We start from the raw sequence: 23,222 nt of genomic DNA on the forward strand, positions 1-23,222 counted from the left end.
CCTTTTCGCGGAGTGCGGATGTGTCCAGCCTGAACTATATCTTCAAGCGCCTGCTGCTGATGGTGCCAACCTTCTTTCTGGTCATGGTCATCATCTTCATGCTGGTGCGTATGTTGCCGGGTGATCCGGCCATTGCGATGGCGGGTGACCGCGCCTCGGATGCCGATATTCAGGCGATCCGCGAGCGGTTGGGTCTGACCGAGCCCATGCTGGTGCAGTTCTGGTTGTTTCTCAGCAATACGGTGCAGGGGGATCTTGGACGATCGATCCTGATGCGGACGGACGTGATAGACGTCATCGCAGACCGCCTGCCGATTACAGTGTTTCTGACCGTTTACTCGGTGGTTTTGTCGCTGCTGATTGCGGGGCCGCTGGCCTTTGTCGCCGCGCTCAATCGCGGACGTTGGCCGGATGCGGTGATCCGCACGATTTTCCAGATCGGGCTTTCAATGCCTGTCTTCTATATCGGTCTGGTTCTGCTGACTTTCTTGGCAGCACAGCTGCGCCTGTTTCCGGTGGGCGGTTACGGGGACACGTTTGGAGAAAAGCTCTATCACCTGTTTTTGCCATCGGTCACGGTGGCGCTTTACACCTCGGCCATTATCATGCGGAACCTGCGCAGCGCGATTATCGAGGTGCTTGACGCCGAATATGTCCAGTTCGCCCGCGCCAAGGGTCTGCCGTCGCGCCTGATCCTTGGACGGCACGTGTTGCGCAATGCGCTGATCTCAACCGTTACACTTCTGGGTCTGTCCATTGGCAATCTGATGAGCGGAACGCTGGTCACCGAGACAGTGTTTGCCGTGCCCGGTATGGGACGGCTGATGCTCGAGGCGATCTTTGCGCGCGACTACCCGCTGATCCAGGGTCTGACCCTGACCTTTGCAGTGTTGGTCTCGCTGGTTTTCCTGATGACGGATCTTTTCCAGAGCCGCCTTGACCCACGGATGCGCCTGCAATGAGTGATGTAGCTTTCAGTTCGGACCGGCCTTCTTTCGTTCGCAAGGCGTTGCGCAAGCCTGGTCTTGTCGCCGGGATGCTGATCATCGGTTTCTCAATCCTGCTAGCGATTTTTCCCGGTCTATTTGCGCCGTATGATCCAAACGCGATTGACTACAACGCGATCCGTCAGCCCCCGTCTTGGTCGCACCCGTTTGGTACCGATCTACTGGGTCGTGACAGCCTGTCCCGCGTGATCTGGGCCTATCAGGTCAATATGCAGATGGCTGTGCTCGGCACCGTGTTCGCGCTGGTGACGGGTGTGATCATCGGAGCGCTGGTCGGGTATTACCGAGGCATCGCGGATATGATCTTTGGCCGGATCGTTGATGCGGTCATCACCTTCCCGTTTCTGGTTCTGGTTATCGCGGTGGTTGCGGTGCTGGGACCGGGGCTGGTCAATATGTATATCGCCATCTCAGTGGTCTATTGGGTGTATTATGCACGTCTGATGCGGGCTGAGGTCATTGCACAGATGGGCAATGACTACGCCGCCGCCGGGGTCGTCATGGGTTATTCTGACAGGCGCATTATATTCCGCCACTTGCTGCCCAATGCGATCACGCCCGTGATTGTCTATTGGATGACCGACATGGCGCTGGTGATCCTTTTGGGTTCTTCGCTGGGCTATCTGGGGTTGGGTGCGCAACCGCCGCAGGCCGAATGGGGCGTTCTGATTGCCGAAGGGCGAAACTTTATCTCAACCGCCTGGTGGCTGAGCCTGATGCCCGGACTTGCAATCGTTCTGACCGGCCTTGGTTTTTCCCTGCTGGGCGACGGGTTGGCCGATCTGTTGAGACCGAGGGGGTAAGGGATGGACGAAAACACACCGATCCTGCAGGTCGACGGCCTGAACACCACCTTCTACCGCAATGGCAGCGCCTTGGCTGCCTTGCGTGACATCAGCTTTTCTGTCGCACGGGGTGAAGTGTTGGGTCTGGTCGGGGAAAGCGGGTCGGGCAAAAGCGTCACTTTGCGTTCGATCATCGGATTGGCGCGCCGTTACGGGGATGTAACCGGAGCGGTGTGTTGGCAGGGGCGCGATCTGGTCGGGATGGCAGATCGCGCCTTACGTCAGATACAGGGCCGCGAGATCGCGATGATCTTTCAAGAGCCGATGACCTCACTCAACCCGCTGTTGACGGTTGGTCTGCAACTTGAAGAGACGCTGCGCGCCCATACCGACCTGCCGCGCACAGCGCGTCGGGATCGCGCAATCGAGATGTTGGATCTGGTCGGCATCCCTTCGGCTTCACAACGGTTGAAGGATTATCCGCACCAGTTTTCCGGCGGAATGCGGCAACGGGTGATGATCGCCATTGCACTGGCGGCGAACCCGAAATTGTTGCTGGCGGATGAGCCTACCACGGCGCTGGACGTAACCATTCAGGCGCAGATCCTCGATCTGATCCTTCAGTTGGCGCAGGACTTGGATATGGGCGTGGTGATGGTCACGCATGATCTGGGTGTCGTGGCGCAAACCTGCGACAACGTTGCGGTGATGTATGCGGGCCGGATCGTCGAACAAGGACCGGTAAGGGATGTTCTGCGCGAACCGCGTCATCCTTATACCGTCGGCCTCATGCGCTCGGTGCCCGAGAATTTGCCGCCGCGCACGCCTCTCTATTCCATACCCGGCGTGCCACCGGGGCTGGACGCTTTGCCAGTGGGGTGTGCCTTTGCCCCGCGTTGTGCGTCTTGCATTGCGCCATGCAGTCAGGATCGCCCGGCCTTGTCCCTGATCACCGAAGGGCGGCAGGTGGCCTGTTTCAATCCGATTGCCACGTCTCAGGGGAATGCCGCATGACCGCCACGGTGATGGAAATCCGCGACCTGCATCTGCGCTTTCCTTTGGGGCGCAGCCCGGCTGATTTTCTGACGGGCCGGCCGGGTCGCGTCGTGAACGCTCTGAATGGTGTCAGCCTGGATCTGATCCGGGGCGAAACACTGGGTGTCGTTGGAGAGTCCGGTTGCGGCAAGTCCACACTCGCCCGATGTATCGTGCGGCTTTACAAACCCAGCGATGGTGAAATCCGTTTTGATGGCAATGACATCTTTGCGGCCGATCAGCGCTCGGACCGGGTGTATAATCGCCGGGTCCAGATGATGTTTCAGGATCCGTACTCGTCGCTCAATCCGCGGATGACAACGGGACAGATCCTGACCGAAGCTTTGCGCGTGCATGAGATGCGCCCGGAAGCGGACATACCCGGGCGTGTCGCTGAACTTTTGGAACTGGTGCGATTGCCGCAGGATGCGCAACACAAGCTGCCCCATGAATTCTCGGGCGGTCAGCGTCAGCGCATCGCGATAGCCCGTGCATTGGCGGTCGAGCCCGAGGTTCTGATCGCGGATGAACTGGTCTCGGCACTGGATGTTTCGGTGCAAGCTCAGGTGGTCAATCTGTTGTTGGAGTTGCAGGATACCCTGGGGCTCACGATCCTGTTTGTCGCCCACGACCTGCGCTTGGTGCGTCACGTTTCAAACCGGGTTGCCGTGATTTATCTGGGCCGGATTGTCGAGATCGGAGACAGCGAGACGCTGTTTTCCGCCCCGTCGCATCCCTACAGTCAGGCGTTGCTACAAGCAGCTCCGTCGCTGAACCCCGATGATCGGGGCAGGGCGGTCAAGCTGGAAGGTGAACTGCCCTCGCCCCTGAATATGCCGTCCGGTTGCCCGTTCCATGTGCGCTGCCGTCACGCCACCGATATCTGCAAGTCCACACGGCCCACCTTGCAACCGTTTAAGGAGCAGGGCGAGGTTGCCTGTCATAATGTTGAAGAGATCAATACACATGCTTGACGCCCCTGATGCAAACCGGGCCCCAATTGTCGCCGCCTTGCGGGCCGAACTGCGGGCCAGACAGTTGGATGTCTTTGTTCTGCCGCGATATGACGCGCATCAGGCGGAATATGTCGCGCCCCATGATGAGCGTCTTGCTTACGTGACAGGTTTCACCGGATCCGCCGGTCTGGCCATCGTAACAATGGATACGGTCGCTTTGTTTGTGGATGGGCGCTATGTGATTCAAGCGGCGAACCAATGCCCCAAGCCACTGTTCTCGCACCACCATTTGTTCAATGATCCGCCCGAGCATTGGCTGGCGGGTGCGACGCAGCCCGGCTGGCAGGTCGGGTTTGATCCGATGCACGTTCCGCCGGCCCAGTTCGACCGGTTTGCCAAAGCGATCCAGCAAGGCACGTTGGTCGCGGTTGAGGACAATCCCGTTGACAGAATCTGGGCGAACCAACCGCAGCCGACAGCAGCACAGATAGAGCCGTTTCCGCTTCAGATTTCAGGCCAGTCAACCGGTGATAAGATTGAAGAGTTGGTCAGCCGGATGCGGGCCAACAGTGCGGATCTTTTGGTTGAGACGCAGCCCGACAATATTGCCTGGTTGCTGAATGTTCGGGGGGCCGATGTCGCCTTCAACCCAATCCCGCAGTCGTTTGTTCTGGTGAACGCGAACGGCAAGGTGTTTTGGTTTGTTGCGGCGCAAAAACTAAACTCTGATGTGACCGAATTCCTGCCGGACACGGTTCAAATCTGCGGACCTGAGGAGTTCCTGCCCGCAGTGAAAAAGCATGTGGAACCCGGACAAAGTGTCTTGGTCGACCCCGCGTTTTCGCCGGTTGCCGTGCGCACGACCATAGAACAAGCTGGTGGCATTGCGCAGCTGCATTCCAGCTTCCTGACTGCACGCAAGGCCATAAAGAACCCTGTAGAACTGCAAGGGATGCGGTCGTGCCATATCGAAGATGGCATTGCATGGGTTGAGTTCTGCGCCTGGCTCGCCGCCGAAGTCCCGCGCCGCAGCGATGGCGGACAGCCTGTTACCGAGCGCGAGGCAGAAGATGCGATCCTGCGCTTTCGTCGACTTCAGTCCGGTTTTCTTGAGCAAAGCTTCAATTCCATATCTGCCTCGGGCGGTAACGCGGCGATGTGTCATTATTCGACGCACGAGGCCAACCAGGTGGCGATCGGTTCCGGCGATACATACCTGCTGGATTCCGGTGGCCAGTACGAAACCGGCACCACCGATGCCACCCGCAGCTTTGCTTTTGGTCCGGTCCGTCCGCAGGGATACGATCGCGCCTATACGGCTGTGTTCAAGGCGTTTCATTCCATAGCAACCCTGCGCTTTCCGCATGGCACGCAAGGCCACCACATCGATGCCATCTGTCGTCGACCGCTGTGGGATCTTGGGCTGGATTACGATCATGGGACAGGCCATGGCGTTGGCCACCGGCTGTCCGTGCATGAACACCCCCAGCGAATTGGAAAGCCTTACAACCCGGTTGATCTGGTGCCGGGCATGATCCTCTCGCTGGAGCCCGGCTATTATGAGCAGGACAGGTTCGGAATTCGGATTGAAAACCTGTTTGAAATTGTCGAGGCAGATGACGGGTTCCTGACCTTCTCGAACCTGACATGGTGTCCTATTCAGACAGATATGTTGCAGACCGAAATGTTGACGGAAGCCGAGTGTGAATGGCTGAACTCCTACCATCAGAATGTTCTGGATCGCCTTGGGTCGAGCTTGTCTTCTGATGCCCTTGCATGGGCAGAATCAGCCTGCGCGAGGGTTTAGTCCAATCTGGTCAACGCGCAGAGCACTCCTAAGCCGACGGAATATGGTCTTGCGCCGCGGTGTTTCGGTATTGGCAATTGCGTCTGTCGTCTTTCGTTTCTTGTTCGTGCATTTGCGTAATCCTGGCGGAAACAACTCTGGGTATTTCCGCGAAGAAAGAAAGCGAAGAAGTTGTTCCCCCGAAAACTAGAGGTAAGGAAGTTTGCAACGCGCAGCGGATTCAAGCTGCGCGTATCATCGGCAATTTAGACCTTGCCGCAGCATGGACAATTGACGGTCGTTAATGTGAAAAGACGCCGAAGCCGGATACACAAGAGTTTTCCAATTTCATTGGGCACGCTAAGAGACTCGGAACATGTCTGGACCGAATAGCAAGGAACCTGTCATGACCGACACCTCCCAATCTGCATTGGTATTCGATGCGGCTGCCGTGCAGGATCTTTTGTCGAAGGTCGACGCCTTGGGCGCGATGCGTGCCTTGTTCACAGAGCTTGGACGCGGCCAGGCAGTGCAGCCGGCGCAGACCCTGACGCTTTTTCCAAAGGACAAAGGCGACTTCATCACTTATCTGGGTGCAAGCACTGGCGCTGAATTGTTTGGGGCCAAGCTGTCGCCTTATCTTGTGAAGCCTGGCAAGCCGGTCATCACCGCTTGGACGGTATTGATGTCCATGAAGACAGGTCAGCCGTTGATGCTGTGCGATTCAGGTGAACTGACCACGGAACGGACTGCCGCGACCACAGCACTGGCCATTGATCATCTGGCGCGCTCGGAGGCGGAAATACTGGCGGTAATTGGGTCGGGTAAAGTTGCTCAAGCGCATCTGAAGCATGTTCTGGCCCTCCGGGATTGGAAAGAGATCCGCGTTTTTTCCCCAAGTCTGAGTGGCAATGATACTCTTGCAGCGAAATGGCGTGATGCAGATGCACGCGTAAAGATTTTCGAAAGCGCCAAATTGGCCGGAATGGGCGTGGATGTGGTCATGTTGTGTACCTCTTCCGGAACGCCTGTCTTTGACACAGCGTCAGTCTCGCCAGGCGCTCTGGTCACGTCGATCAGTACCAATGTGGCCAACGCACATGAGGTCGACCCGGCCTTCCTGAAAAGCGCCGAGGTTTATTGCGATTATCGCGCGACCACCCCTGCGTCCGCCGGAGAAATGAAGCTGGCCGCCGAGGCTGGGTGGTCTGCCTCTGCCATCCGTGGCGATCTTGCCGAACTGCAAACCGAATCCTGTGACAAACCGTCGGGCAGCAAGCCGGTGTTTTTCCGCTCGATTGGACTGGGTCTGGAAGATATTTTCATAGCGCGCGCCATTTACGATGCGGCTTTGGCGTGACCGAGACTTAAGGAGAGACCCATGGACATCAGACCTTTCGGCGTCGAAATGTGGATGAATGAGTTCGAAACCAAATGCGAACTTAATCTGGCGGAAACCTGTGTTGAGTCCATCACGCTGGGTGAACTGTTCGAAATGGCCGGTCAGCATAACAGTATTCTTGGTGACCTGTCGGCCATGAAGATGACCTATGGTGCGATCGAAGGGTCGGATCGTTTGCGTGACGCAATCTGTGGGCTGTATGAAAGACAGACGCGCGAAAATATCCTGACAACACATGGCACGATCGGTGCCAACGCGCTGGTACATCAGACACTTGTCTCGCGCGGGGATCACGTGATTTCTGTGATCCCGACCTATCAGCAACATTATTCGATCCCCGAAAGCATCGGCGCGGATATCGAGTTGTTGCACCTGAAACCTGAAAACGAGTTCTTGCCTGATCTGGACGAGTTGCGCACGATGGTGCGGCCAGACACGCGACTGATTGCGATAAACAACCCCAACAATCCGACCGGCGCCCTGATGGATCGCGCGTTGCTGGAGCAGATCGTCGACATTGCCCGCAGCGTTGATGCGTGGGTGTTGTGCGATGAAGTCTATCGCGGCACCGACCAGACCGGCGATGGGTTCACGGCTGCGGTTGCGGACCTTTATGAAAAAGGGATCAGCACAGCGGGCATGTCCAAGGCTTATTCCCTGGCGGGCTTGCGGGTTGGTTGGATCGCGGGACCTAAGGACATGCTGCATGAGGTGATGGTTCACCGGGACTACAACACCATTTCGGTTGGTCAAGTTGACGAGTTGTTCGCGGCTATGGCGCTGGAAAACCGCAACAGGATTTTGGCGCGGGCGCAGCGGATCACGAGGGAGAACCTGCAGATCGTTGAAGCGTGGATCGCGAAAGAACCGTTGATCACTTGGGTGCCTCCAAAGTCGGGGACCACCGCTTTGCTGAAGTACGACCTGCCCATGTCTTCGCGTGATCTGTGTGTGGCGCTGTTGAAGGAGGAGGGGGTGATGCTGACCCCGGGCAGTGCCATGGATATGGAAGGCTGGTTACGCCTCGGCTACACCAATCCGACAGCAGACCTGAAGGCCGGGTTGGCAAAGCTCTCGGGTTTCTTGGCGCGCCACAGCGCCGCGTAGAAGGGCACATCTGGGCTTTTAAGGAGTGACCCTGGCTGACGCCTTTGGGATCATTTTGCAAGATTTGGACAAGGTCCGTGAAGCATTTCTGTCTGGCAGGGGCTGACATCAGGTGCACGGGGTCGCTGGTTCGGGTTGCGCCATGCGGTCGCTACACCGAACAATCCGCGATGGCTTTGGAAACCGATGGGTCGCCACATTCGCAGTCATCTTCGTTTGAACAGGCGCGCAGCCCTCGTGTCCCGCGCAGATGAGCAGGCTTGCTCTGAAAGGTCCATCCCACCAAGATAGAGTTCCACGGATCGAAAAATTCAACGAGTCGGAGGAAGCAGGATGTATCGCGTCAGACTATTTGCAGTCCGCCATTCTCGTTCGTTTGAATGGATCTATCGCCGTGTTGAAGCCTCTCTGGTTTCGCTTGACCCGGTATTTCGACGGATCGGGTATGAACGCGTCGAGCCTTTTGTTGCGACCTTGGAAAGATGGACCAAGTCCTTTCTGTTTGATTGCAAGATGTGCGGGCAATGCGCATTGTCTTCGACGGGTATGTCCTGTCCTATGAACTGCCCCAAGACCCTTCGGAATGGACCTTGCGGGGGTGTCCGGCCGGGTGGGTATTGTGAGGTCAAGCCCGAGATGAAATGTGTCTGGGTCTGCGCATGGGATGGCGCGTCGCGGATGAGACACGGGAACCAGATCGAAATCGTCCTGCCGCCTGTGGATCATTCGCTGAAAGGCACATCTTCCTGGTTGCGTGTCGCGCGTGAGAAGGCCGTCAGCCTGCGCGAAGCGCGAGAGGTCCGCCGCTCGACCGTCGCCAGAGCCTTTAAATCCGCGCGGGAAAAGGAACCGGCCACGGCACCGCTTGCCCCCGAGCCCGGTGAGAAGAAAGACACATAGGACCATGGCCACGGGACTAGATATACCAACCAATTCCTACCCTGAACTGTCCGAAGGTATTGTCTCTGGCAGCCGTCTTGAACTTGCTCTGAAGGCCGGAAAATTTGCGATCACGGCAGAGCTTAATCCTCCGGACAGCGCGGACCCCGATGATGTTTATCAGGCTGCAAGGCCGCTGAGCGAAGTTGCTGACGCAATCAACGCCACCGATGCCTCGGGGGCGAACTGCCACATGTCGTCGCTGGGAATCTCGGCCTTTCTGGTTCAGGCCGGTTACGAGGCCGTCTACCAGATCTCGTGCCGTGACAGGAACCGCATCGCCATTCAGGGGGACGTGCTCGGCGCGGCGGCGCTGGGTGTCAAAAACGTTCTGTGTCTTACCGGCGATGACGTCGGGGCGGGGGATCAACCGGGGGCAAAGCCAGTCTTTGATCTGGATTCCGTTTCTTTGTTGCGCACTTTGCGCACGATGCGGGATGAAAGTGTGTTTCTTTCAGGTCGAAAAATCAGTCGCCCGCCCCGGCTATTCATCGGCGCGGCAGAAAACCCATGCGTCGATCCCTTGGAGTGGCGTCCGGACAGGCTGGCCAAAAAGGTCAAGGCGGGTGCCGAGTTCATCCAGACAAACTATGTCTTTGACCTCCCGAGGTTTGAGAAATTCATGTCCAGAGTGCGGGATCTGGGCTTGGATAAACAGATCTTTTTGCTGGCTGGCGTTGGTCCGCTCGCTTCGGCGCGGGCCGCGCGTTGGATGCGATCGAACGTGCCGGGAATTCACATTCCAGATCATGTTATCGCGCGTATTGAGGGGTCGGAAAACCAGGCAGCTGAAGGCGAGAAGATCTGCATCGAACTGATACAGCAGATCCGCGAAATCCAAGGTGTGTCGGGTATGCACATCATGGCCTACAGACGCGAACACCAAGTTTCGAAGATCATAACAAGCAGTGGCTTGCTGGATCGCCGAAACCGACGCTGACGCAGCCCTTGTGTGACGTTAAGACCAAGTCCACTGAGACTGAGAACCGTGCGTCGGACCGGGTTTTGTGGGCGCAGGCCCGGACACAGAGGTGTCGGCGGCAGTCACAGTGTCGAACATGATACAGCATTGAGTCGATGGTGCGCTTGCAAGGTCGGATGGCATTTCCACACGGTCCGGCTTATATATGGCGTATGAAAGATACGGCTCCGGATTGGTTCGAAACCTGCATCAGCCAGCTGACTGCCAACGGCACGCAGCGGGTATGGTCAGTGCTGGTCACGATTTTTGGTGATCTTGCCCAAAGCGGGTCAGATCAGATCAGCGGTGCGCTGATCACGGCGCTCACCAGTCTGGCGGGGATCAAGTCCGAGGCGACGCGTGTCGCGCTACACCGATTGCGCAAGGAAGGTTGGATCGAAAGCACGCGGGTGGGGCGCAACAGTGTGCACCGTTTGACGGATTTTGGTCGCGACCAAAGTGCCGCCGCCGCGCCACGAATTTATGCCCGTGACACCAACAATCCCGACACCTGGCATGTGCTTATCGCCAGCGTTTCCGAGAGGTCCCGGAAAGAGCTGTCAGACCTGATGCTTATTGGCGACTATATCTCGGTCAACCCGTCCACTGCCATAGCGCCCGGTCCAGTTCCAGATGGGCTGGAGGATCTGTTGGGGATTGAAAGCAGCGCCATTTCAGTTCCCGACTGGATGCGGGATTTGTGTGGACCTGAACCCCTGAAAGCAGCTTATGAGCAGTTTTGGACAACGCTTCAGCTTGTCGAGCGGCATTTGCCTGCCAACGGGTTGGACGACCCCTTACAAACCGCCGTTCTCCGCGTTCTGATCGTGCATGGGTGGCGGCGACTTATCCTGCGTCATCCCTCTTTGCCCCCCGCTTTTCTGCCTGCAGACTGGAAAGGTGCAGAGTGTCGCCAGAAGGTGTTGCAGTTACTGGACAGGTTGCCTCGTCCAAGTCTTGCATCGCTGGAAGCCGTGCTGGGTGATTGATGTTTACCTAGACCCGCGCATCGACTGGTCTGCTAAGTATTGTTTGGTTCGAAACTCTATTCTGTCCGAACATCGAAATGATAAAGTCTTGCCTCAATATGTTACAGAAAACTTGAAAAATTTCGTAGTGAGGTAACATAAGGCTTGCCTCGAATCAATTGATTCAATATCAACCGACCAGACGGTTAATAAATTTGGGCGCGAACAGGAGATCTCAGAGATGGACGCATTCATCTGCGACGCGACGCGAACACCGATAGGACGGTATGGCGGGGCGTTGTCGTCGGTTCGCACAGATGATCTTGCTGCTCAGCCCTTGGCGGCGTTGAGGGAACGCAATCCTCAGGTCGACTGGGCCAGTGTGGACGATGTGATCTATGGAGATGCCAATCAGGCCGGAGAGAGCAACAGGAACGTTGCACGCATGGCGGCCTTGTTAGCCGGGTTACCGATCGACGTGCCGGGCACAACGGTGAACCGTCTTTGCGCCAGCGGCATGGACGCAGTTGGAATGGCAGCGCGTGGCATCAAGGCAGGCGATTACGATCTGGCCATTGCGGGGGGCGTGGAAAGCATGTCCCGCGCGCCGTTTGTGATGCCCAAGGCAACCACGGCGTTCACGCGCAGCAATGCGGTTTACGACACCACTATTGGCTGGCGCTTCGTGAACCCAAAGATGAAGCAGGAATACGGCGTGGATTCCATGCCGCAGACCGCCGACAACGTGGCCGAAGACTATGGTATCAGCCGCGAAGATCAGGATGCCTTTGCCGCGCGCAGCCAGGCCCGATGGGAGGCCGCTCATGCGGCGGGTGTCTTCAAGGATGAGATCACTCCGGTTTCAGTGCCCCAGCGCAAGGGCGAACCGATCATCATGGACACTGATGAGCACCCACGCCCCGGAACCACAGCGGAAAAGCTATCGGGCCTCAAAGGGGTGAATGGACCGGACAAGACGGTTACGGCGGGCAATGCCTCGGGTGTCAATGATGGTGCGGCAGCCATTCTGATGGCAAATGAGGCGGCAGCGGCCAAGAACGGACTGAACCCCATGGCTCGAGTGGTCGGTATGTCGGTTGCGGGTGTTGCGCCGCGCGTCATGGGCATCGGCCCGGTGCCCGCCAGCCGAAAGGTTCTGGCCCGCGCAGGGTTGAGCATCGAACAGATGGATGTGATTGAATTGAATGAGGCTTTTGCCTCTCAGGGCCTTGCCACCCTGCGGGAACTGGGCCTGCCGGACGACGCACCGCACGTAAACCCCAATGGCGGGGCCATCGCTTTGGGCCACCCACTGGGCATGAGTGGTGCGCGTCTGGTGCTGACCGCAGCTTATCAATTGAAACGTACTGGGGGTCGCTATGCGCTCTGCACCATGTGTGTGGGTGTCGGGCAGGGTGCGGCTCTTATTCTTGAACGCGTGTAACGGAGGAGACGGGACATGTACGCTCAGATGGTTAAATCCGAGGCGTCGAATGACGATCCGGAAAAACTGGCAGAGTTCCAGGCGCGGATTGATGCCGATATCAAGATCGAACCAAAGGACTGGATGCCTCAGGGGTATCGCAAGACCTTGATCCGACAGATCGGCCAGCACGCGCATTCCGAAATCGTCGGGCAATTGCCAGAAGGGAATTGGATCACCCGCGCACCCACGTTGGAGCGCAAGGCGATCCTTTTGGCCAAGGTGCAGGATGAGGCCGGGCATGGGTTGTATCTGTACTGTGCCGCTGAAACGCTGGGCGTCAGCCGGGATGAGTTGACTGAGATGCTGCTGGACGGGCGCATGAAATACTCGTCGATCTTCAACTACCCAACGCTGAACTGGGCCGATATCGGTGCGGTCGGATGGCTGGTCGATGGGGCCGCTATCATGAACCAGGTACCGCTGCAGCGGACATCTTTCGGGCCATATTCGCGCGCAATGATCCGCATCTGCAAGGAAGAAAGCTTTCACCAGCGGCAAGGTTATGACGCGATCCGCAAGATGGCCGAAGGTACGCCAGAACAAAAGAAAATGGCGCAGAATGCGATGAACCGTTTCTGGTATCCGTCGCTGATGATGTTCGGGCCGTCCGACAAAGAATCGGTCCATTCCGCGCAATCGATGGCATGGAAGATCAAGATCAACACCAATGACGAGCTGCGCCAGAAATTCGTCGACCAGACTGTGCCGCAGGCTGAATATCTGGGCCTGACCATTCCTGATCCGGATCTGAAGTGGAACGAGGAACGCGGACATTACGACTTCTCGGAACCCGACTGGTCCGAATTTTTCGATGTGATCAAAGGCAATGGTCCCTGCAACGTCGACCGTCTGGCGGCCCGCAACAAGGCGTGGGACGACGGCAAATGGGTCCGAGACGGGCTGTTGGCCCATGCTCGCAAGAAAAAGGCTGGCAATCTGGCCGCTGAATAAGCTTACCCTGAGGAGGAAACCCGATGAACACTGAATGGCCCCTGTGGGAAATCTTCATCCGTGGCCAACATGGGATGAGCCACCGGCATGTCGGCTCGCTGCATGCCCCGGACGCGGAAATGGCGATCAAGAACGCGCGCGATGTTTACACCCGCCGTAACGAAGGCGTTTCGATCTGGGTGGTTGAGGCCAACAATATCTCTGCCTCGTCGCCCAGCGACAAAGGCCCGCTGTATGAACCCAGCGAAAGCAAAGTGTACCGCCATCCAACCTTCTTCGACATTCCCGATGAAGTGGGAGCGATGTAATGAGTGTTTCGGTTTCCAATGACGCTTTGCTGCAGTTTCTGCTGCGGATGGGGGACAACACTCTGATCCTCGGCCACCGGGTCAGTGAGTGGTGCGGTCACGCGCCGGTCCTGGAGGAAGACATTGCGCTGGCCAATACCGCGCTGGACCTGATCGGGCAGACGCAGATGTGGCTGGGTTTGGCAGGTGAGATTGAGGGCGGCAAATCCGCCGATGATCTGGCCTTTCTGCGCGACGCCTGGGATTTCCGCAATGTGCTGCTGGTCGAGGTTCCGAACGGAGATTTCGGCCGCACGCTGATGCGCCAGTTCCTGTTCGATGCTTGGCATTCGATCATGCTGGGGCGCTTGATGACATCCTCGGATGACCGTGTCGCCGCCATTGCCGCCAAGGCCAGCAAAGAGGTTGCCTATCACCTCGAACGCTCGGGCGACACGGTTGTGGGTCTTGGTGACGGCACCGAGGAAAGCCATGCCCGGATGCAGGAAGCTTTGGATTATCTGTGGCCTTATGTCGGTGAGATGTTTGCCAGCGACGAGGTTGACGCCAAGATTGTCGCCGCAGGTATCGCGCCGAACCCAATCGACCTGCGAGAGGAATATGACGCTCTGGTCGAGCGGATTCTGACCCAGGCAACGCTGACTATTCCAGAAAGCCGCTTTGCTCATAAAGGCGGTCGCGACGGGCGAATGCATACCGAGCATCTGGGCCACCTGCTGACACAGATGCAATGGTTGCAGCGCGCCTATCCTGGGGCAAAGTGGTAAGAGCAGATGCAGACCTCGACTGATCAGATCTGGAGCTGGCTGGACGCCGTTCCCGACCCAGAGATTCCGGTGATCTCGGTCGTGGATTTGGGCATCGTTCGCGATGTGCGTTGGGACGCTGAAACGCTGGTTGTGAGGGTCACACCAACGTACTCCGGCTGTCCGGCAACGTCCGTCATCAGTATGGATATCGAAACCGCATTACGCGACCACGGGATCGGCGATGTACGGATCGAAACCAGCATAGCACCTGCCTGGACCACCGATTGGCTTAGTGAAAAAGGCCGTGCCAAGCTGGAAGATTATGGGATCGCGCCGCCACAACCGGCGGGCGGACCAGAACGTTGCCCGCGTTGCGGCAGCGAGGCCGTTGAAAAAGTCAGCCAGTTTGGCTCGACCCCGTGCAAGGCCCATTGGCGCTGCACCGACTGTCTGGAACCCTTTGATTATTTCAAGTGCATCTGAGGAGGAGCACCGGATGGCACGTTTTCATGACCTGAAAGTCACCGACATCCACAAAACCATCCGCGATGCGGTTGTCGTGACGCTTGAGCCCGCGAATTGCGGAGCGGACCAATTCAACTTTGCCGCCGGTCAGTACCTGACGTTCCGGCGCGATTTTGACGGCGAAGAACTCCGTCGCTCATACTCGATCTGCGCTGGCAAGGATGACGGCGTTCTTCAGGTTGGTATTAAACGTGTAGATGGTGGAGCATTCTCAAGCTGGGCCAACGCGGAACTGAGCGTTGGCGACGTTGTGCAGGCGATGCCACCGATGGGCAGCTTTCACGTGCCAATCGAAGCGGACGCGGAAAAACAATACGTCGGCTTTGCTGGCGGATCGGGGATCACACCGGTTCTGTCGATCCTGAAAACAACGCTGGCCCGCGAACCCAAGTCCCACTTCACGCTGATCTATGCCAACAAGGGCGTCAACACGATCATGTTCCGAGAGGAACTTGAGGACTTGAAAAACCTCTATATGGGCCGCCTGAACGTGATCCATATTCTTGAGACCGACGCCCAGGAGATTGATCTGTTCACGGGGCTCGTGACGCAGGAAAAATGCGGCGAGCTGTTCAAACACTGGATCGACATCAAGAACGTTGACATGGCCTTCATCTGTGGACCTGAACCGATGATGCTGGGTATTGCCGCCGCGCTGCGGGAGCACGGGCTTGAAGACAACCAGATCAAGTTCGAACTCTTTGCCAGCGCCCAACCGGGTCGGGCCAAGCGCAAGACAACTGCGGCAGAAGCTGGAAAGCAGGCGAACCAGACCAGCGCTTCAATTACGCTCGACGGCTCCACCCAAACAGTAACCCTACCCAAGGATCAGTCCATTTTGGACGCAGCCTTGGAAAACGCCATGGACGCGCCTTACGCCTGTAAAGCTGGTGTGTGCTCCACCTGTCGCTGCCGCGTGCTCGAGGGTGAGGTCGAGATGCTAGCCAATCATGCGCTCGAGGATTACGAGGTCGAAAAAGGCTATGTGCTGAGCTGTCAGGCTTATCCGGTAACAGACCGCGTGGTCGTGGACTACGACCAATAAAGGGAGAGGATCAATGACCGAAGCCATGACACTTGACAGCTATCTGGCCGCGGGCGGGGTGCTGACCAATCCGACCAATGTGCCACCACGCTACCGCGCCGAATTGATGAAGCTGATGGCGACCTTTGTGGATAGCGAATTGGCAGGCGCCGCCGGTTTTGCGGATATCATCAACCAGGGGCCGGGCATCAAGGAACGGATCGCGGCTGCCAAAATCGTGCTCGAGAAAACCGATCACGCAGACCGCGTCCTGAAAATCATGGGTGAGTTCGGTGCAGATACCGAGCGATATGCTACGCATCATCCCTGGACCGCGCGGCTGGATCGCGATGACGATGTCGGTGCGACCCGCAGTGAACATGACATGCGTCTTGCGGTGTTCAACTATCCGATCTCAGGCTGGACCGACGCCGTGATCATGAACCTTCTGATGAGCCGCGCGGTGGCCGAGCAATTGGCTGAGTTTTCGACGGTTTCGTACCAACCCCTCGCGGAAGTCTTCCGCCAGATCGCCCCTATCGAGGCACATCATGGCGCGCTTGCGCTTGAGGGTGCTGTGAAGCTGGCAGAAAGCGGAGAGACAGAGCAGATGCAAGGTGCCGTGGACTATTGGTGGCCCCGTGTCGCGGTGTCCTTTGGCGGAGACGATCCGAAACGGTTCGCATTTCTGACGTCGATCGGTTTGCGTCATAATCGAAACAGCGCACTGAAAGAACGTTGGGCCCAAGCCGCTGGCGCCGTTGTTGAACAACTGGGGTTGTCCACCCCAGCGTAAGACTTGGCATACTTGGAGCCGGCTTCCGTTCAAAACGGGGGCCGTGTCTTCAAGTCTCAATCTATTCTCTTTTGTAAGTTTTCGCGGGTGTTAGCACCTTCGTGCACGTCGTTGAAATCCTGGCCTGAGAATTGAATGGGCTAGGTGAAAACAAGGCGGAGCAGAACGATTTATTGCTGGCGTCCATACTTCTTAGGTGGATCAGAGGCAAAGCTCGATCTCGCGCCTCTATAATCGCCTGAACTCACGGCTCATCATAAAGCAGCGCCGCCAAGTCCGAGAATTTGGAGCCAGGTGCGCACAGCCCCCATACCGTTTTACGTATGGCTTCGGCCCGGTCCGTTCCCAAAGAGGGGGCTGCAAACTCCATGAACTTCTCGTCCACTTCTGCGTCATCCATAGGTGCTTCGGGCCCGCCCCGCGCGTGTACATCGCCTGAGTCCAGAACCTGCCCATCTGTCAGTGTTATCGAGACATCGGCGAACCGACTATTGGGGAAGCGGCGTGAGTGGCGTTCCGTCTCAAAGACGGAAATGCGATCGACAATCGACGCGACCAAAGGGTCCGATAGCCCGGCGCCAGTGATGTGTTCGACCCCGATCCGCCTATGGGCGGCCATGGTGGCGACCGCAAACGGAAGGGAATACTGTGCCTTCGACGTATCGTCTGGCATCCCTTGAAACAGACAAGCGCTTTCGCGGAAGGTATTGACCCGGATCGCCGCGATATCCGTGTGATTCAGTTCATGATCGCGCATCAACGCACGCGTTGCGTCAATTGCGGCATGTGCCCAACGGCAGATCGGGTAGGGTTTCACATATTGGTGCTCCATCTGCCAAAACCGCCCCAGGTCTTGCCAGTATGGCGCGACCTCGTCCGCTTCGATGGTGATCGCAGGAGCGCCAACAAAGCCTTTTTCCGCCAGAACGACCGAAGATACTCCGACCAAGGCACCCCAACCTGAACCGTCATGCAACATGGTGGGATTGGCGATTTCCCGCATCATCTGACTGCGGGGACCATGGTATTCGGCGATCCCCATGGCCTGCCGCATCTGCTCGGCGCTCAGCCCGCGTAACCGAGCCGCAACTGCCACCACTCCCAACGCGTTCCATGCGCCCGAAGTGTGATAATCGCTGACGGTGTTGTGCAAAGAGATCCCGGCCCGACCAGCGACCTCGTAGCCAATGGTGACACCGGCCAGAGCTTCGGGGCCTGAAAAATCTCTGACCGTTTCAGCCACAGCCGCCAGCGCGGGAATAACCGCCACACCGATATGGCCCTTGGTCGGGTTATACCCGTCATGGCCATCCAGATTATCGGTCTGGGTTGCGGCAGCATAGGCGGCTCCGGCGGCACTGACCGGGCGACCGTCAAACAGCATTCGCGCAGCATAGGCTTCGTCACCCGCGCCATAGAGTGCGCGGGCGGTTTCGCGTGCGATCACCCCGGCCGTCATCGGTGCGGATCCGATCGCGATACCCAACGTGTCCAGCGTCATCCGCGCGGCAGCTCTCAGCGTTGTGGCCGGGATATCCTCGACAGATGTTCCAAGGGTAAAGTCTGCAATATTTTGAAATCTGTCCGCCACGGCCTGCCTGCTTGTGTTTTGGGGGTCTGGATACCGGTCTTGGCAGAAAATTATGCGCCTTTTACTTTGGCGGCACGAAAACAATCCAAGGGCATTGGCCCCGGAATTTTTGTGGCAATGAGATCCGTCTTGTCCCATATGTAAAATTCTTTTTGTCGCAAAAGTACAAAAGGCCGGGCCTGCTTCGCCATACTCGACAAGTAAACTGCCATGGATCACAGCACATGATGAACCTGCCGCACCTGTCCTTTCTGCGCTCTTTCGAGGCCGCTGCCCGTCACCTCAGCTTTACCAGCGCGGCGGAAGAACTGAACTGTACGCAGTCGGCTGTCAGCAATCACGTGCGTTCGCTTGAAGAATTTCTAAAGCGCCCGCTTTTCGTGCGTCACGCCCGGTCTCTGTCACTGACGGATGTGGGCAAAGCTTATCTGCCCTCGGTGCGCCATGCGTTGCAGGAAATCGATGTGGCCACCCAATCTCTGGTGCTGCGACCTCATACCCGAACAGTTGTCGTCTCTTGTCCTGTCAGCTTGGCCGAAAACTGGTTGCCCGATGTCATTCAGAGTTTCTCGGAGGTGCATCCCGACATTTCCCTGACTGTTCACGGCACGATTTGGACCGATGTCGATCCCAATGTCTCAGACATCTCGATCGTCATTAGCCATGTCGACGACGTAGCCGAGGGCCTGACGCGGTTGTGGACGGACAAGCTGACTGTTGTCTGCGCCCCGAACTATTGTGTCGCGGGTCAACCCATGAGGGACCCGCATCAATTGGGCAGTGCACAACTGATTCACATTCTTGGCCGCCCCGCCTATTGGGAGAAGGTGGCGGTAGAATTCGGGCTGGAAGATCTGAACCAGAAAGAAGGTCCAAGGACCAATGTCTCGAATCTTGCGCTGGAGCTGGCCTCGAAATCTCTGGGATGTGTGGCCTTGCCGAAATCGCTTGCTCGTCCCTATGTGGATCGAGGTTTGTTGATAGAACCTTTCGATCTGAATCTGGAAAGCCCTTGGGCTTATTATGCTAACCTCCGGCAAACGGGGGCCACTCCTGCGGTTCAGCTGTTTCAAGACTGGCTGATGACGGTGGCGGCACAGACGGGCGATCTGCTTGGTTAAGCGGACCTCGTCTGGTGCGGCACGGACACACCGGATAAAAACCTGCGCGCCAGACGCGCAGAAAAATCGACCGCTTTGCCACAGTTTTTTTCGCATGTCACAAGATGTGAACCACCCTAGGGTCCAAACCAACATTTTGAAAGACAACACAAAGCGTCACCTGTCATGAGCCAAACCCCGAGAATTGCGTCAGTTCAGACTTGCAGCCCTTCAACTCAGATCGATCACTTCATGAAATGCGGTGAGCTTAAGGACATTTACTGATGAAAACCCACGCACAAGCTGTTGTCATAGGTGGCGGTCTTGCCGGTACTTCAATCCTGTACCACCTTGCCAAGCTCGGTTGGACTGACGTCATCCTGCTGGAACGGGACGAGTTGACCAGCGGCTCGACCTGGCACGCGGCCGCCAACATTCATGGTCTGCATGACAACAATAACATCACTCGTATCCAGCATTATACAATGAACCTGTATAAAGAATTGGAGAAGGAAACCGGCCAAAGCTGTGGGGTGTTTCAACCCGGGTCGCTTTACCTGGCCCAGACCGAAGAACGCGAGCAGCAGTTGCGCCTGCAAGAGGCCAAAGCACGATTTTATGGTCTGAACTTCCACGAGGTCAGCCGGGAAGAGGCGAAAGAACTCCATCCGCTGGCGCAGTTCGATGACATTCGTTGCATCATGTACGAACCCGATGGTGGCAATGTGGACCCCTCGGGTGTTCCTCACGCCTATGCTGCTGGGGCCCGGGCCATGGGGGCCACGATTGAACGGTTCTGCCCGGTCATTGGGACTGAACAACAGTCCGATGGCAGCTGGATCGTGCGTACGCCCAAGGGCGACATTCATACCCAGTGGGTGGTCAATGCCGCTGGCCTTTGGGGTCGTGAAGTGGCGGCACTGGCGGGCCTGACCCTGCCGCTGCAACCCACCGAACACCAGTATTTCGTGACCGAAGCCATCGACGAAGTGGCCAATCTGGGCCGCCGTTTGCCCTCGATCGCCGACCGTGACGGCGAATACTACTTCCGGCAGGAAGGCAACGGGTTGCTGATCGGTGCCTATGAGAAAGACATGAAGTTCTGGGCCGAAGACGGCACGCCGCTGGACTTTGCGCATGACCTGTTCCCCGACGATCTGGACCGGATCATGGAAAACGTCATCCGCGCCACCGAGCGGGTGCCGGTTGCGGCAACCGCCGGGGTCAAGCGGGTGATCAACGGGCCGATGATCTGGTCGCCTGACTCAAACATGCTGTGGGGGCCGGTGCCCGAGCTGAAGAACTATTTTCTGATCGGGGGGTTGATCCCCGGGTTTTCGCAGTCTGGTGGTCTGGGCCTTTTGGCGGCGCAATGGATGATCGAGGGCGAGCCGCAATATGACATGTTCGCTTGGGATCTGGCCCGTTTTGGTGACTGGGCCGACAAGAAATTCACCAAAGCGCGCGTGCAGGATTCCTACATCCACCGCTTCAAGATCCACTTCCCCAACGAGGAGCGCAGCGCAGGACGCCCGGCCCGCGTACGTCCCGCTTACGAGATGCAGAAACAGATGGGCTGCGTCTTTGGGCTCAACTGCGGCTGGGAACACCCGCTTTGGTTTGCCGATGAACCCGGCACCGAAGAAACCACCGGCTTTACGCGCCAAAACTGGTTCGATCCGGTTGGGCGCGAGGTAAAGATGCTGCGCAACAGCGTAGGTATCATCGATATCTCGAACTTTGCCAATTACGTGATCAAGGGACCGGGCGCTTATGACTGGCTGGACCGTCTGGTCGCCAATCGCGTGCCCACCGAGGCGGGGCGAAGCTGCCTGACTCCTTTGATCTCGGTTCGCGGTGGCGTGGCGGGTGATTTCACCATCACTAAGCTTGCCGACGAAGAATACATGATGATCGGCTCAGGCATGGCCGAACGCTATCATCAGCGCTTCTTCCAAATGGTCGAAATGCCCGAGGGCACCACGTTGGAGGTTGCGACCGATCGCATCGCCGGGTTCAACATCGCTGGCCCGAAATCGCGCGAGGCGCTGTCGCGTCTGACCAACGCCGACCTGTCGAACGAAGCGTTCCGCTTCATGCGGTCGCAGAAGATCACCGTCGCGGGTGTGGAATGTGTGGCCATCCGCGTCAGCTTCACCGGCGATCTGGGTTGGGAATTGCATTGCGCCGAAGACGATCAGGTTGCGCTTTACACCCCACTGCTTGACGCTGCCAAGGATTGCGGCGGAGGCCCGGTTGGTGGACGCGCGTTGGGGGCATTGCGTATCGAAAAGGGCTATGGGTCCTGGGGGCGGGAGTATTCTCAGGAGTATTGGCCGCAAGAAGTCGGATTGACCGGGCTAATCAAACTGGACAAGGACTTCCTGCACAAGGACGCCTATTTGGCGATCAAGGACAATGCCCCGCGCGAGGTTTTGTCCGTGTTCGAACTGGATGTGACCGAAGACGCCGACGCGACCGGCAGCGAGCCGATCTTTTCGCCCGATGGTGCGCCTGTGGGCCGGGTCACATCCGGGGCGTACGGGTATTCGGTCGGGAAGTCGCTTGCCCTTGGGTTCCGCAACCCCGAAGTGGCGAAACCCGGTGATGAGGTGGTGATCCAGGTGATCGGAACGCCGCACATAGGCCGAGTTCTGGCAGAGGCTCCATTCGACCCCAAGGGCGAAAGGCTGCGCGGTTAAACCTCTGCACGCGTCCAAAACAATTGGTCCTGCCCAAAATGCGGTGTGGGACCTCAAAACCATCAAGTGCATCGTGACACGCGATGCGCACGCGCCACTCACAGGCTGGGCACTGCCGGTTACACCCTCAACCTTGCGAAACCAGCCACTGGAGCACGTTCTGAACTTCGCGTCGGTCCCGGCTTTCGTCCTGGGCTTCGACAAAATAGCCATGCGTTGGTTTGATATCTTCGTCGAACAGGCGCAACACGCGCCCTTCTCTGAGGTCCTGATCGATCAGCGGCAACCAACCCACAACCGCACCTTGTCCTTCGGCTGCGCCGCGCAACAGAATATTAGCATCTTCAAAGATCACACCCGCCAACGCGGATGAGGGCTGCACGTTCATTGCGACAAACCAGTCAAGCCACCCCCAGTGGTTACGTTGGTGTAGGATAGGTTTGTTCAGCAGGTCCTCGGGCGTGTCAATTGGCCCGTATTGTTTGATGTACTGCGCGCTGGCGATAGCGACAGGCCGTAGTTCCAGCAACTTGAGTGCACCACGTGGCATGTCCGCCAGGCGATGCCAGCTCAGGACAATATCTGCATGCGTCTGATCGCCCATGCGCGGGCGGTAAGAGGGCACGACCTCAAGCTCAACCCCTGGGAAACTCTGCCACAGATCGCTGATGCGCGGCATCAGCCATCGGGCTGTCAGAATGGGTCCAGCAGCCAGGCGCACAACCTTGCGTGACGTTCTGCGCAGGGTTCCAACCGTGTCTTCCAGCAGTCCAAACGCCTGCGCCGTTGTCTCGGCCAGCCGCTTTCCATCTTCTGTCAGCCTGACTTCACGCCCTACACGTTCAAACAGCAACGTGCCCAGTTGACCTTCCAGTCCACGGATGTGGTGGCTGATGGCCGTTGGTGTCACCGCAAGGCGCTCGGCCGCAGCACGAAAACTGCCAGCCTTGGCCGCAGCATCGAAAGCGCGCAGCGCGGATAGAGATGGAAGCATGAGCGCCTCACTAATGAGTCCAGCTCACTAGTTGCTGAGGAAAGACCATT

General features: G+C 57.6%; 21 protein-coding genes. 19 read left to right on the plus strand and 2 right to left on the minus strand.

Annotated features, from left to right (window positions below; all coding sequences use genetic code 11):
* The first annotated feature begins 20 nt into the window (after window positions 1-20).
* From AC2FLD_RS13455 to AC2FLD_RS13535, 17 genes are all read left to right on the plus strand, one after another.
* Entirely contained in the window at window positions 21-962 is a 942-nt protein-coding gene (locus AC2FLD_RS13455; RefSeq protein ID WP_050604321.1) for an ABC transporter permease, read from the plus strand.
* Complete coding sequence (locus AC2FLD_RS13460; RefSeq protein WP_050604320.1) at window positions 959-1,810, plus strand: ABC transporter permease; 852 nt, start codon at window positions 959-961, stop codon at window positions 1,808-1,810. Before AC2FLD_RS13455 ends, AC2FLD_RS13460 begins: the two co-directional genes overlap by 4 nt.
* A 3-nt stretch (window positions 1,811-1,813) precedes the next feature.
* Complete coding sequence (locus tag AC2FLD_RS13465; protein WP_496671582.1) at window positions 1,814-2,806, plus strand: ABC transporter ATP-binding protein; 993 nt, start codon at window positions 1,814-1,816, stop codon at window positions 2,804-2,806.
* The gene (locus AC2FLD_RS13470; protein WP_496671585.1) at window positions 2,803-3,801 is read left to right on the plus strand and encodes an ABC transporter ATP-binding protein; all 999 of its coding nucleotides are present in this window, start codon (window positions 2,803-2,805) and stop codon (window positions 3,799-3,801) included. Before AC2FLD_RS13465 ends, AC2FLD_RS13470 begins: the two co-directional genes overlap by 4 nt.
* Entirely contained in the window at window positions 3,794-5,590 is a 1,797-nt protein-coding gene (locus tag AC2FLD_RS13475) for an aminopeptidase P family protein (RefSeq protein WP_496671588.1), read from the plus strand. The genes AC2FLD_RS13470 and AC2FLD_RS13475 overlap by 8 nt, the downstream gene beginning before the upstream one ends.
* Window positions 5,591-5,975: 385 nt before the next feature.
* The gene (locus AC2FLD_RS13480; RefSeq protein ID WP_496671591.1) at window positions 5,976-6,929 is read left to right on the plus strand and encodes an ornithine cyclodeaminase family protein; all 954 of its coding nucleotides are present in this window, start codon (window positions 5,976-5,978) and stop codon (window positions 6,927-6,929) included.
* A gap of 21 nt (window positions 6,930-6,950) precedes the next feature.
* On the plus strand, window positions 6,951-8,078 hold the full coding sequence (locus AC2FLD_RS13485) for an aminotransferase (RefSeq protein WP_496671594.1): 1,128 nt from the start codon (window positions 6,951-6,953) through the stop codon (window positions 8,076-8,078).
* Window positions 8,079-8,411: 333 nt separating this feature from the next.
* Complete coding sequence (locus AC2FLD_RS13490; protein ID WP_496671597.1) at window positions 8,412-8,978, plus strand: methylenetetrahydrofolate reductase C-terminal domain-containing protein; 567 nt, start codon at window positions 8,412-8,414, stop codon at window positions 8,976-8,978.
* A 4-nt stretch (window positions 8,979-8,982) separates the two neighbouring features.
* The gene (locus tag AC2FLD_RS13495) at window positions 8,983-9,957 is read left to right on the plus strand and encodes a methylenetetrahydrofolate reductase (protein ID WP_496671600.1); all 975 of its coding nucleotides are present in this window, start codon (window positions 8,983-8,985) and stop codon (window positions 9,955-9,957) included.
* Window positions 9,958-10,115: 158 nt separating this feature from the next.
* Window positions 10,116-10,967, plus strand: a complete 852-nt coding sequence (locus tag AC2FLD_RS13500) for a PaaX family transcriptional regulator (protein ID WP_496671602.1) — start codon at window positions 10,116-10,118, stop codon at window positions 10,965-10,967.
* A 220-nt stretch (window positions 10,968-11,187) separates the two neighbouring features.
* Entirely contained in the window at window positions 11,188-12,390 is a 1,203-nt protein-coding gene (gene pcaF / locus AC2FLD_RS13505; protein WP_496671605.1) for a 3-oxoadipyl-CoA thiolase, read from the plus strand.
* Between the two features lie 15 nt (window positions 12,391-12,405).
* The gene (gene paaA, locus AC2FLD_RS13510; RefSeq protein WP_496671607.1) at window positions 12,406-13,383 is read left to right on the plus strand and encodes a 1,2-phenylacetyl-CoA epoxidase subunit PaaA; all 978 of its coding nucleotides are present in this window, start codon (window positions 12,406-12,408) and stop codon (window positions 13,381-13,383) included.
* A 23-nt stretch (window positions 13,384-13,406) separates the two neighbouring features.
* Entirely contained in the window at window positions 13,407-13,691 is a 285-nt protein-coding gene (gene paaB, locus AC2FLD_RS13515) for a 1,2-phenylacetyl-CoA epoxidase subunit PaaB (RefSeq protein WP_050604311.1), read from the plus strand.
* A complete protein-coding gene (gene paaC / locus AC2FLD_RS13520; protein ID WP_496671610.1) occupies window positions 13,691-14,458 on the plus strand; it encodes a 1,2-phenylacetyl-CoA epoxidase subunit PaaC in 768 nt (255 codons plus the stop codon). Before paaB ends, paaC begins: the two co-directional genes overlap by 1 nt.
* Window positions 14,459-14,464: 6 nt before the next feature.
* Window positions 14,465-14,923 (plus strand): 1,2-phenylacetyl-CoA epoxidase subunit PaaD, encoded by a 459-nt coding sequence (gene paaD / locus AC2FLD_RS13525; protein WP_050604309.1) that lies wholly within the window; start codon window positions 14,465-14,467, stop codon window positions 14,921-14,923.
* A gap of 13 nt (window positions 14,924-14,936) precedes the next feature.
* Window positions 14,937-16,010 carry a 2Fe-2S iron-sulfur cluster-binding protein gene (locus tag AC2FLD_RS13530; RefSeq protein ID WP_050604308.1) on the plus strand — a complete coding sequence of 358 codons (1,074 nt, stop codon included), beginning with the start codon at window positions 14,937-14,939 and terminating at the stop codon, window positions 16,008-16,010.
* Window positions 16,011-16,023: 13 nt separating this feature from the next.
* Window positions 16,024-16,785: a Phenylacetic acid catabolic protein gene (locus tag AC2FLD_RS13535; RefSeq protein ID WP_496671612.1), complete on the plus strand. Its 762-nt coding sequence runs from the start codon at window positions 16,024-16,026 to the stop codon at window positions 16,783-16,785.
* 244 nt (window positions 16,786-17,029) lie between these two features.
* On the opposite strand, the gene AC2FLD_RS13540 is transcribed toward AC2FLD_RS13535, so the two are convergent.
* On the minus strand, window positions 17,030-18,376 hold the full coding sequence (locus AC2FLD_RS13540) for an MmgE/PrpD family protein (protein WP_496671615.1): 1,347 nt from the start codon (window positions 18,374-18,376) through the stop codon (window positions 17,030-17,032).
* Between the two features lie 224 nt (window positions 18,377-18,600).
* Between AC2FLD_RS13540 and AC2FLD_RS13545 the strand changes: the two genes are divergently transcribed.
* Together AC2FLD_RS13545 and AC2FLD_RS13550 are read left to right on the plus strand one after the other, a co-directional pair.
* Window positions 18,601-19,497, plus strand: coding sequence for a LysR substrate-binding domain-containing protein (locus AC2FLD_RS13545; RefSeq protein ID WP_496671618.1), 897 nt, complete (start codon window positions 18,601-18,603; stop codon window positions 19,495-19,497).
* A 263-nt stretch (window positions 19,498-19,760) separates the two neighbouring features.
* Window positions 19,761-22,178, plus strand: coding sequence for a GcvT family protein (locus AC2FLD_RS13550; RefSeq protein WP_496671621.1), 2,418 nt, complete (start codon window positions 19,761-19,763; stop codon window positions 22,176-22,178).
* 127 nt (window positions 22,179-22,305) lie between these two features.
* Here AC2FLD_RS13550 and AC2FLD_RS13555 read toward each other — a convergent pair whose 3' ends face one another.
* On the minus strand, window positions 22,306-23,172 hold the full coding sequence (locus AC2FLD_RS13555) for a LysR family transcriptional regulator (protein WP_496671624.1): 867 nt from the start codon (window positions 23,170-23,172) through the stop codon (window positions 22,306-22,308).
* Between the last annotated feature and the right edge of the window lie 50 nt (window positions 23,173-23,222).

It is taken from the genome of Ruegeria sp. CDSA021, assembly GCF_059612325.1.

Excerpts from the sequence above, each read along its gene's own strand:
- AC2FLD_RS13535 (WP_496671612.1), top strand. The coding sequence starts at position 16,024 with ATGACCGAAGCCATGACACTTGACAGCTATCTGGCCGCGGGCGGGGTG.
- paaD (WP_050604309.1), top strand. The coding sequence starts at position 14,465 with ATGCAGACCTCGACTGATCAGATCTGGAGCTGGCTGGACGCCGTTCCC.
- paaB (WP_050604311.1), top strand. The coding sequence starts at position 13,407 with ATGAACACTGAATGGCCCCTGTGGGAAATCTTCATCCGTGGCCAACAT.
- AC2FLD_RS13485 (WP_496671594.1), top strand. The coding sequence starts at position 6,951 with ATGGACATCAGACCTTTCGGCGTCGAAATGTGGATGAATGAGTTCGAA.
- AC2FLD_RS13470 (WP_496671585.1), top strand. The coding sequence starts at position 2,803 with ATGACCGCCACGGTGATGGAAATCCGCGACCTGCATCTGCGCTTTCCT.
- AC2FLD_RS13500 (WP_496671602.1), top strand. The coding sequence starts at position 10,116 with ATGGCATTTCCACACGGTCCGGCTTATATATGGCGTATGAAAGATACG.
- AC2FLD_RS13465 (WP_496671582.1), top strand. The coding sequence starts at position 1,814 with ATGGACGAAAACACACCGATCCTGCAGGTCGACGGCCTGAACACCACC.
- AC2FLD_RS13475 (WP_496671588.1), top strand. The coding sequence starts at position 3,794 with ATGCTTGACGCCCCTGATGCAAACCGGGCCCCAATTGTCGCCGCCTTG.
- AC2FLD_RS13530 (WP_050604308.1), top strand. The coding sequence starts at position 14,937 with ATGGCACGTTTTCATGACCTGAAAGTCACCGACATCCACAAAACCATC.
- AC2FLD_RS13490 (WP_496671597.1), top strand. The coding sequence starts at position 8,412 with ATGTATCGCGTCAGACTATTTGCAGTCCGCCATTCTCGTTCGTTTGAA.
- AC2FLD_RS13460 (WP_050604320.1), top strand. The coding sequence starts at position 959 with ATGAGTGATGTAGCTTTCAGTTCGGACCGGCCTTCTTTCGTTCGCAAG.
- pcaF (WP_496671605.1), top strand. The coding sequence starts at position 11,188 with ATGGACGCATTCATCTGCGACGCGACGCGAACACCGATAGGACGGTAT.
- AC2FLD_RS13555 (WP_496671624.1), bottom strand. The coding sequence starts at position 23,172 with ATGCTTCCATCTCTATCCGCGCTGCGCGCTTTCGATGCTGCGGCCAAG.
- AC2FLD_RS13550 (WP_496671621.1), top strand. The coding sequence starts at position 19,761 with ATGAAAACCCACGCACAAGCTGTTGTCATAGGTGGCGGTCTTGCCGGT.
- paaC (WP_496671610.1), top strand. The coding sequence starts at position 13,691 with ATGAGTGTTTCGGTTTCCAATGACGCTTTGCTGCAGTTTCTGCTGCGG.
- AC2FLD_RS13495 (WP_496671600.1), top strand. The coding sequence starts at position 8,983 with ATGGCCACGGGACTAGATATACCAACCAATTCCTACCCTGAACTGTCC.
- AC2FLD_RS13545 (WP_496671618.1), top strand. The coding sequence starts at position 18,601 with ATGATGAACCTGCCGCACCTGTCCTTTCTGCGCTCTTTCGAGGCCGCT.
- AC2FLD_RS13480 (WP_496671591.1), top strand. The coding sequence starts at position 5,976 with ATGACCGACACCTCCCAATCTGCATTGGTATTCGATGCGGCTGCCGTG.
- paaA (WP_496671607.1), top strand. The coding sequence starts at position 12,406 with ATGTACGCTCAGATGGTTAAATCCGAGGCGTCGAATGACGATCCGGAA.